We start from the raw sequence: 9143 nt of genomic DNA, 5'->3' as shown, positions 1-9143 counted from the left end.
AGTTCTTCCAGCACCGCCTGGTGTTCGACCGCTCCTCGCTGACGCGCTGGCGCCAGCGCATGGGCGAGGAGAAGCTGCAAGCGCTGCTGCAGGAGAGCCTCTCGGTCGCCACCAAGACCGAAGCGATCAAGCCGTCCGACCTCAACCGCGTCATCGTCGACACCACGGTGCAGCCCAAGAACGTGATGTTCCCGACCGACGCGCGGCTTCTCAACCGCGCGCGCGAGATCCTGGTCCGGCTGGCAAAACGGCAGGGCCTCGCGTTGCGGCAATCCTATGCGCGGGTGGGCAAGTTCGCGCTGATCAAGCATCAGCGCTATGCCCACGCCAAGCAGTTCAAGCGCGCCAAGCCTTGAGGACGCTTCGAACCTATCTCGGCCGCGTCATCCGCGACATCACCCGCAAGATCGAAGGCCGCACCGACCTGCTTGGCGAGATTGTCCTCGGCCGCATGCTGGCGCTGGCGCGACGGGTGCTTGACCAGAAGCAGCACCAGCGCGGCCCCAAGGTCTACTCGCTGCACGCGCGCCGGAGGTGGAGTGCATCGGCAAGGGCAAGGCGCACCGGCCTTACGAGTTCGGGGTCAAGCTCTCCGTCGCCACAACGCTATCGCACGCCAAAGGCGGCCAATTCGTCACCCATGTGAAGGCGCTGCCCGGTAACCCCTATGATGGCCATACACTCGAGACCGTGATCCCGGAGATGGAGGCGCTGATCGGCAACATCATCGAGCGCCTCGTTCTCGACAAAGGCTATCGCGGCCACAATGCGCCACCCGACTACAAGTTCAGGGTGTTCATCTCAGGGCAGAAGCGGCGGGTGACGCCCAAGATCAAACGCGAGATGCGCCGCCGCTCGGCCATCGAGCCGGTCATCGGCCATCTCAAATCCGAACATCGGATGGGCCGGAACTATCTCTGGCACCGCCAGGGCGATGCCACCAATGCCGTCCTCGCCGCCGCCGGCTACAACTTCCGTCGCCTCATCCGCTGGCTGGAGCTCTTGTTGCACCAAATCCTCGTCCTGCTCAGCCTCCGACTTCACCTCGCCCCGAGCTGAAATGCGGGTTCTTCACGGACGACTAGGCAAGCCCAACCTATCCGCCGCCTGGGCTGGATTCGACGCAAGACCAGCTCGGATCGCGTCGGTGGCGTGGCGTAGCTGACGAGGGAGCACCGCCGCTATCCTGCCGAGTCGGACGGCGTCAGCTAGTGTTCTGTCCCGGAAATTCGTCAACAAAGTCGTGCGAGTTTCTGGAGGATGGAATCCGCGGTGTTATGGCCGTGAGCTGTGTGCGTTCATCGCCGGAAATCGTCAGCATCGCCTCCGGGCGTCCGGTCCGCATCGGGTATCTCCTTCGATCGGCACACCTCAAACCCATGCAATTATTATGCTACGAATTAACGGGACAGAACACTAGCCGCCGAGAGCAAGCCGACGATGGGTTATCGCTCACAGTCGTAATAGCCTCCAACGTCAGGTAACGAGCGCACTATCGTGCTGCTGCCGCCGATGGTGAGTGCATCGCTTCCCCGGAAAGCTCCCGTGTCGTTTTGTTCGCTCAGGATTGCAAGACCAGGCGCACGATGGCATCTTCGTTCGGGAAGATGCCGACCATCTCGGTCCGCCGCTTGATCTCATCGTTGAGGCGCTCGATCCGATTGAGTCAGGCGGGGCACAGCATTTGTATGGCCGAACACGTCGACTTCGGTCGCACTCGTGAAGGTGATAAAGTGCACAGTCTGGATGCGCGGCACTGCCCGCGTCACAACAACTTCATACTTGGTCACCACCACTCCGCGCAGGCCACTTCGTCGCCTTGGCACCCATTTTCGATCATTCGCCACGCCAAACGTGGAATACTATCTTTGCATGTCATCGTTGATCGACACAACGTGACCCAAGTCGGGTGACGAATGAACCGCGTCTAAATCCCGCTCATTAAACGCCGGCCAGGCCTGCATTCCCGCTGAAGATTGGCTTCCTGGTTCGAGAACGGTTTCGGCATGACAATTGCTACCTCCGGACAAGCTCAAACTGATCTTGAAACGAGCTTTCCAAACCGCCGCTGCGGTTTATCGGGCCGTGACAAGATCAATCAAGACTTAGCAGATGGCGTCATGTTCCGGCAAAACGATGGTATCAGTTGGGCGATCCGTACTTGCTCGGGGGAGCCGACGGGATCGACACTGGATGTCCCGCGCATCTCCAATCGCTCCGAGGGCGGGAACACTATTGATCGTTTTCCGCCACGACACTGTTTCGAAGGCGACAATTGGGAGATTGCAAACGCCGATTCGGAGCGATGCTTAGAACCGTCCCGAAGCCTAAGAAGCCCACCTGCATACGTTACGCTACCTTACTTCGTAAGCTCAGCGAATTTCTCAAGAACAAGGCCGCGCGGGGAATCGCTGCTTAGGTGCGTGCTGAGGATGGCAGCTGGGACTGACAAATCGATCTCAACACCGCCGGGCGCGTCGCACCGCCGAACGCTGAATATTGCGGACAGGTGGGGCGCTGCCCATCCAAGGCGCTTTCTACCATTGTCACGGGACGGCGAGGGCCGATTTCGAACGCCACGAGTGTTAGTCAAAGCATTTGGGCAAGCATCAGCGCCAAGGCGGGAACCTGTCTGCGGTTCATCGCGTCGCTCATGCCGGACACGCACCTACAGAGGATGCCGCGCAAGTGGCTAGCATGAAGTTTCTTGACAGAGTCCGAACGGTCGCGTCAGGCCGTAATGATATTGTTCTGGTGGCGCTGCTGATCACGATCATCTTCATGATGATAATTCCACTGCCGCCGGTCCTGATGGATGTGCTACAGGCCGCCAACCTGGGACTCTCGGCACTCCTGCTGATGATGGCGGTCTATATTAAATCCCCCCTTGCGTTCGTCTCCTTTCCGTCAGTGCTCTTGGTGACGACGCTATTTCGGCTATCGCTTGGAGTCGCCGCGACACGCACTATCTTACTTCATGCAGACGCCGGCCAGATCATCAAGACCTTCGGGGACTTCGTGGTGGCCGGCAATCTCGTGGTGGGCGCAGTTACCTTTTTGATCATGACAATCGTTCAGTTTGTCGTCATCACCAAGGGATCTGAGCGTGTCGCGGAGGTTGCTGCACGGTTTTCTCTGGATTCGATGCCGGGCAAGCAAATGAGCGTTGACGGCGACTTGCGTGCCGGCAGTATTGATATGCGAGAGGCAAGTCGGCGCCGCCTTGCGATTGAGCGCGAGAGCCAGCTGTACGGTGCCCTGGACGGCGCCATGAAGTTTCTCAAGGGTGACGCCATCGCGGGCTTGATCAGCATTGCCGTGAACATCGTAGGCGGGATCGCGATTGGTTCGTTTCAAAAGGAAATGGGATTGTACGAGGCGCTCGAGGTCTATGCGATCCTGACCATCGGAGACGGACTCGTCGGTCAGATACCGGCTCTATTCACGGCGATTACAGCGGGGTTTATCGTTACGAGGGTTAGTGACGAAAATGGCGGTGCAGATCTCGGCAACGAAATCGGCGACGAGGTGAGCGCACAACCACGTGCGCTGATTGTCGGGTCATTCATTCTCCTTCTCTTTTCGTTCGTCCCTGGCTTTCCGACGGGAGTCTTCATGATCTTGGCGCTCGTAGTCGGAGGCAGTGGCTGGCAACTACAGCGTAATCGGCGGCTGGCCGCACCGGCAGTGAAGCCGACCGGCGGCGGTGATGAAGTCGCCGATAATGGCATCACGTTCACCGTGCCACTGATGATCGACATTGGTGACGACGTTGAGGCGGTCATCCCTCCCGATCTGCTAAACAAAGCATTGGATGCCGAACGGCAAGCGCTCCTTCTTGATCTCGGCGTCCCTCTTCCAGCGATCAATGTGCGAGTGAACGACAGCTGCAAGGACGGAGCGTATGTCATCATGGTAAATGAAATACCATGCGGTGAAGGGCGACTGCGATCGCAGCATCTTTTGGCACGCGATACTCCTGAGAACCTCGATCTTGTGGGCATTCCATGTGTTCTGGACAAACCCTTCCTTCCTCGCATCGAGACGGTCTGGGTGGACGCCATACATCGCGAATCATTGCGAGCTGCCAACATCCCTTTCCTGGAGTCGGTTCAGATCCTTGGCTACCATACTGGCCAAATCCTGCGCAGGCATGCTGCGGAGTTTGTCGGGATCCAGGAGACAAAAACTCTTTTGAATCGCATCGAGGTGTGGTTCCCGGAACTCGTAAAGGAAGTACTGCGCTCAGCACCTCTGCAGAAGATTTCAGAGGTCTTTCAACGCCTAATCGCGGAGGAGGTTTCATTGCGTAATATGCGCACCATCCTCGCCGCACTGGTCGAACGGGCACAGATCGAAAAAGACATTGTCCTGCTGACCGAGCATGTGCGCTGTGCGCTGAGGAGGCAACTCTGCATTCCGTATTGTATCGGCACGAACCTGCTGCCCGCTTACCTTCTCACGCCAGAAGTGGAAGATACGGTGCGCAACGCCATTCGGCAGACTTCCGCCGGCAGTTATCTCGCCCTTGACGCTCGAACCACCGGTCAGATCATTGACGCGATACGAGAGGCTATCGGCAACCTTACCCAGCAGCCGCACAAGCCGGTGCTGCTGGCGTCGATGGATATACGTCAATACGTACGCAAGGTCATCGAAACCGACTTCTACGAACTTCCAGTTCTATCCTATCAGGAGCTTCCCCCCGATATCTCCATACAGCCATTGGGAAGGATATCGCTGCAATGAGAAACGTGAACATAGAACAAGATGTTCTCACGGGCGATCAGACCCAACTGTCCTTGCATGTGCTATCTGGCCCCAACAAGGGGGCCGAGACACCGCTCGGCGATGGAGCGTGGCTAGTCGGTAGCCATGACGCTGACGACCTTACCTTCGCAGATCCGGAACTGGTTGACTCACATCTTCGCATTGTCATCGAGGCCGGGCAAATCCAGATCACCGCACTCGCACCGGGTGTGCTCATCGGCGGTAGTGATTGTCTAACAGAGTGCCCGACGACCCTCGATCCACTCACTCCGGTTCAGGTTGGGCGGACGATTTTCAGTATCGGCCCGACCGGTGCCAGCTTTCCCGATGTCGACTCCGTGGTCGAGCGCAGAAGTCTGCACGCAGAGCATGCCCCCCCAGCTATCGAAGGAGCGGCGCCCCGGGGGCGAGAACCTCGTCTTGCGATGAACTCGATACCTCGGCCATTTCGGCTTGGTGCAGCCGCTTGCGGCCTTCTGATCATCGCCTATGGAGCTTGTGCCGGGATTGAGCGGGTTGTTGCCTCTCTCACCCCGGCCGCCGTTCCGGGTACTGACTCGATCAAGATTGCCAGGAACGTCCTTCGCGATTTGAATGTCGGACGCGATGTTAGCATCGCGCTCCAAGATGATAATCTGATCATCGACGGCGACTTGCGACCTGAAGAGGCTACAAGGATCAAAGCAGCCCTGCGTGACGCAGGGCTAACAGCAGAGGTAACACCGAAAACGGCGACCGCCACCGCCCTGTCTGATGCAAAGATGATCGACCTGTCAACGACCGTAATACGGGCATTCGGCATCGAGGGGAGTATTCGCGTGGGAAGCGCCGGAGGGATATCAATAACGGGATATGGCCCGAGTGATGCAACCGTTAAAGCTGCCCTTCATCGTCTGCAGCAGGATATTCCCGGAGTTCGCACAATTGATGACACAGTCGCAACGCCGGACCGCGCACGAACCTTTCTAGAGACAGCGACGACAGCCGACCTCCGCGGCTCCATTCGCATCGTGGTGAAGCCAGACGCCATCCTCGTTTCGGGGGCCCTTACCCCAACCGCCTATAGCGAGTGGAAGACCGTTGCCTCCCGCTTCGAGGAGAAGTTCGCGCCCCACATTCGGCTCGAGGCGCACTGTTCGCCAGTGGTATTGCCGGCAGCAAGAGGTGTGCACCTCGGCCGGTCTCCGTTCATCGTCGTTCAGAACGGAACACGCCTGAAAGTCGGCGATAATATCGATCATTTCGGCAAGATCGTTGTCATCGATCGCGACGGAATGCTTGTGCGTATCGGGGAGGCCGACGTGCACGTTCCCTATCCGAACAAGCCGGAATGGATAGCAGAGGAGGATCAACTGTGAGCGAGCATCTGGTCAGGCTTGAGCTGCAGAAACAGCTGGTAGATGACGTCGATGGCGCAGAGTTATCTGCCCTTAAGAGAGAGTTTGAGAGTTGGCGACAATCGTTGAAACGTGACATGGATGGCGGCGTCACGCGGCGTCATTTCGACGCATTGTGCACATTGCTTGATGCAATAGATGCCGCAACAGACGTTGTTAATACAACATGGATGCACCACCACAGCGGCGTGTCCTCTGGCTTGGAGGCGTGAGGTGGATTTCAGGACAATAAGTGGGCCTCTTGGCAGATCTGTTGCGGCATCGGAACGCAGCCTAAGAAGTCATATGGCGACCATGAATCCGGACGACACCATGGATCAGCTCAAGCTTCAGCTCTCAATGAACACACACACTACACTCTTGAGCCTGAATTCGACCGTTATCAAAGCGGTTCACGAAGCGCTTAATGGTATTATCCGGAACATCACCTGAACTACGGACGATTCTGGGGTGCTATGTCTTCCAGTTTTATGCAACTACGTCATCTCCGATATTTCACGGGCATCGTGGATGCTGGTAGTTTTTGCCAAGCAGCGGCGACAATCCACGTGGCGCAGCCGGCCCTGAGTCAGCAGATGGCTGCCTTGGAAGCCGAGCTTGGCTTCGCGCTGCTGCACCGTAGCGTGCGCGGCGTTCGCCCGACTCGCGAGGGCAAGGTCTTTTATCGTGAGGCCACGTCCATTCTTCAGCAGGTTGACCAACTGCGCAGCATCATCCGCTCTACGGCAGGAGAACCGGAAGGTGCTGTAAGGCTCGGCATGTCCTCAGCACTCGCCGCTTCGTTCGCCTGCGCCTTGATGGAAGCCAGCCGGGCAGCGCTCCCAAAAGTGCGCCTCCATCTTGTTACGGGTGACTCTCTTCAGATGAAGCAGCTCATCGCATCACGAGCGCTTGATATCTGCGCTGTGCTTGAGGATGACCCCACCTCAGGTGTTACTCGCCAGCCACTCTTTCAACAGCGACTCCACCTGGTACGTCCTCCCGATACAGGAGAAGTCGCTCCCGCCGTTTCGCTTGAGGAATTGGCTGAGCTCCCTCTTGTATTGCCGCCGCGCCCAAACACAATTCGCGACGCATTAGATCGGACGTTTGAAGTGGCCGGCGTGATGCCGAACTGCATCGCAGAAGTCGACACGTTCGGCGGTGCGCTCTCCTTCGTCAGGGCCGGTCTCGCAAATGCGATCCTGCCCAAGGGCGACATTCCCGATATTCCAGGCGCCGAAGATCTGAGGCCGCTCGTGATAGATCCACCGATCCATATGACAGCCTGCCTCATCTCTTGTGGCGACCTCGCCCCCGCGGCCGAAGCCGTGAGCGCCTTGCTGATTGCGCAGGTACGAAAAGTGCTTCAAATAAGTCCTCTTGCAGGACGCGAGCTGATTGCGACACCTGATGTCGATTCAAAAGCCGAGACCCTAGCGGTTGCCGAGTGACAATTCAGTGGCAGGCGGTTCACATGGAAGGCGCAGGTCCGCCTGACTGCTCGCTACCGAAAGCTCGCTTCGCGCGGCAAGCGAACGATGGTGGTCTGCACTGCGGCATAGCCTGGCGCACAGCCTACGTCTTCCGGAGGACAACGACCGGCGGCATCGAGCAAGAATGGAAGACCGTCCGTCGACGTGTTGTCGAACCACTTTTCGAGCTTGATCACATGATCCCAGCTGTCGCCAAAGTCATAGAGATAATGGATCGTCTTGGCGCCGGTTTCGCGAACGATATCGCAGAGCCGCGCCTTGCTGGCATCGATCGGCTGGGGGCCAAAATCACCGTCGGGATCGGGGATGCCCCAACGTTCTTCGCCAGCGTGGAACTCGAAGAGATGGCTATTCGTCCAGCCAAACGCCGCCTGAAGCGTCAGATGCAGCCGATCAAGGCGCAGCGTGAGCGACACGACAAGGCATCGCATCACCTCCGGTTTCACGTCCTTGAGGGTCACCTTGATCCGGACGGCGGTCGTGTTGAGGCTCATGCCGCCAACCTCGGATCGTGTGCATGCATCGTGTAGGTCGACGCCCATGGAAGCAGTTCGTCCAGTCGCGCCGCAGGCCAGCCATTAACGAGCTTCGCGAGGACGTCGGAGAGCCAGTGCTCGGCGCTGACGCTATTGAGCTTACAGGTCTCGATTAACGAAGCTAGTACTGCCCAACTCTCGGCGCCCTCGTCGCAACCGGCAAAAAGGGAGTTCTTCGCATTGAGCTTGATCGGCCGCATCGCACGCTCAACAGCACTTGTGTCCATCTCGATGCGCCCGTCATCAAGGTAGAGCGTCAGGCCGTCCCAATGACGCAGCGCGTAACGCAAGGCCTTCGCCGTGTCGCTCTTCTGTGCAAGGTGATCAAGCTTGGCCTCAAACCACTGCTTCAAGGCTATAGCCAGAGGTCTGGCATGCGCCTGCCTGCCAGCACGGCGCTCGGCATCCGATCGGCCGCGGAGCGCTTTCTCGACCGCGTAAAGCTGGGCGATGCGCTTAAGAGCCTCGCGGGCAACCGGAGCTGGCGCCGGAGCAGCCTCGCGCTCGATCTTCACAAACTGGCGCCTCAGATGCGACCAGCAGAAGGCGAGCGTCCCGGACAGGGCGTCCGCACGCGTCTCTCGGGTCATGGTCTTGTAAGCCTGATAGCCGTCGCAGTGGATGATGCCGCGATAGCCCTCGAGCAAGCGCAAGCCATGAACGGCCCCACGGCCCGGTGCATAGGCATAGACCACGCCAGGTGGGTCAGGTCCGGCCCAGGGCCTGTCATCGCGCGATAGCGCCCAGAAGTAGCCGGTTTTGGTCCTGCCGCGCACCGGCGCCGGAGTCTCATCGACACAGAGCTTCGAAGAGGCGAGGAGAAGCTCGCGCAGACGATGCCACAAGGGCTTCAATTCCTGGGCGGCGTAGCCGACCCAGAAGGCGAGCGTGGAACGGTCGATGGCGATACCGTGGGTCGCCAGCATCTGCGCCTGACGATAGAGCGGCAAATGCCAATGATACTT

General features: G+C 58.6%; 7 protein-coding genes and 2 pseudogenes. 6 read left to right on the top strand and 3 right to left on the bottom strand.

The features are described from left to right. Window positions 1–1059, top strand: a pseudogene (locus CWO89_RS36275) (IS5 family transposase); the annotation flags it as partial. Window positions 1060–1393: 334 nt separating this feature from the next. Here CWO89_RS36275 and CWO89_RS48360 read toward each other — a convergent pair. Then, window positions 1394–1663: pseudogene (locus CWO89_RS48360) on the bottom strand (transposase); the annotation flags it as partial. Between the two features lie 1034 nt (window positions 1664–2697). Here CWO89_RS48360 and sctV point away from each other — a divergent pair. The 5 genes from sctV to CWO89_RS36250 are packed head-to-tail and all read left to right on the top strand — an operon-like array spanning window position 2698 to window position 7600. Further along, window positions 2698–4749 (top strand): type III secretion system export apparatus subunit SctV, encoded by a 2052-nt coding sequence (gene sctV / locus CWO89_RS36265; RefSeq protein WP_130230713.1) that lies wholly within the window; start codon window positions 2698–2700, stop codon window positions 4747–4749. Beyond that, window positions 4746–6128 carry an FHA domain-containing protein gene (locus tag CWO89_RS36260; RefSeq protein WP_130230711.1) on the top strand — a complete coding sequence of 461 codons (1383 nt, stop codon included), beginning with the start codon at window positions 4746–4748 and terminating at the stop codon, window positions 6126–6128. The genes sctV and CWO89_RS36260 overlap by 4 nt, the downstream gene beginning before the upstream one ends. After that, window positions 6125–6379 (top strand): EscE/YscE/SsaE family type III secretion system needle protein co-chaperone, encoded by a 255-nt coding sequence (locus CWO89_RS46325; protein WP_165421473.1) that lies wholly within the window; start codon window positions 6125–6127, stop codon window positions 6377–6379. The genes CWO89_RS36260 and CWO89_RS46325 overlap by 4 nt, the downstream gene beginning before the upstream one ends. Next, the gene (locus tag CWO89_RS49775; RefSeq protein ID WP_130230709.1) at window positions 6306–6599 is read left to right on the top strand and encodes an EscF/YscF/HrpA family type III secretion system needle major subunit; all 294 of its coding nucleotides are present in this window, start codon (window positions 6306–6308) and stop codon (window positions 6597–6599) included. The genes CWO89_RS46325 and CWO89_RS49775 overlap by 74 nt, the downstream gene beginning before the upstream one ends. A 23-nt stretch (window positions 6600–6622) precedes the next feature. Further along, complete coding sequence (locus tag CWO89_RS36250) at window positions 6623–7600, top strand: LysR substrate-binding domain-containing protein (RefSeq protein WP_130230707.1); 978 nt, start codon at window positions 6623–6625, stop codon at window positions 7598–7600. Window positions 7601–7653: 53 nt separating this feature from the next. On the opposite strand, the gene CWO89_RS36245 is transcribed toward CWO89_RS36250, so the two are convergent. Further along, entirely contained in the window at window positions 7654–8136 is a 483-nt protein-coding gene (locus CWO89_RS36245) for a plasmid pRiA4b ORF-3 family protein (protein WP_463703103.1), read from the bottom strand. Further along, the coding region (gene tnpC / locus CWO89_RS36240) for an IS66 family transposase (protein WP_130230705.1) at window positions 8133–9143 on the bottom strand (1011 nt) is incomplete at its 5' end. The genes CWO89_RS36245 and tnpC, both read right to left, overlap by 4 nt.

This window comes from Bradyrhizobium sp. Leo170, assembly GCF_004296405.1.
In the GTDB taxonomy this organism is placed as follows: domain Bacteria; phylum Pseudomonadota; class Alphaproteobacteria; order Rhizobiales; family Xanthobacteraceae; genus Bradyrhizobium.
Note: the sequence above shows the minus strand (reverse complement) of the source record. Positions and strands in the feature narration are given on the sequence as shown.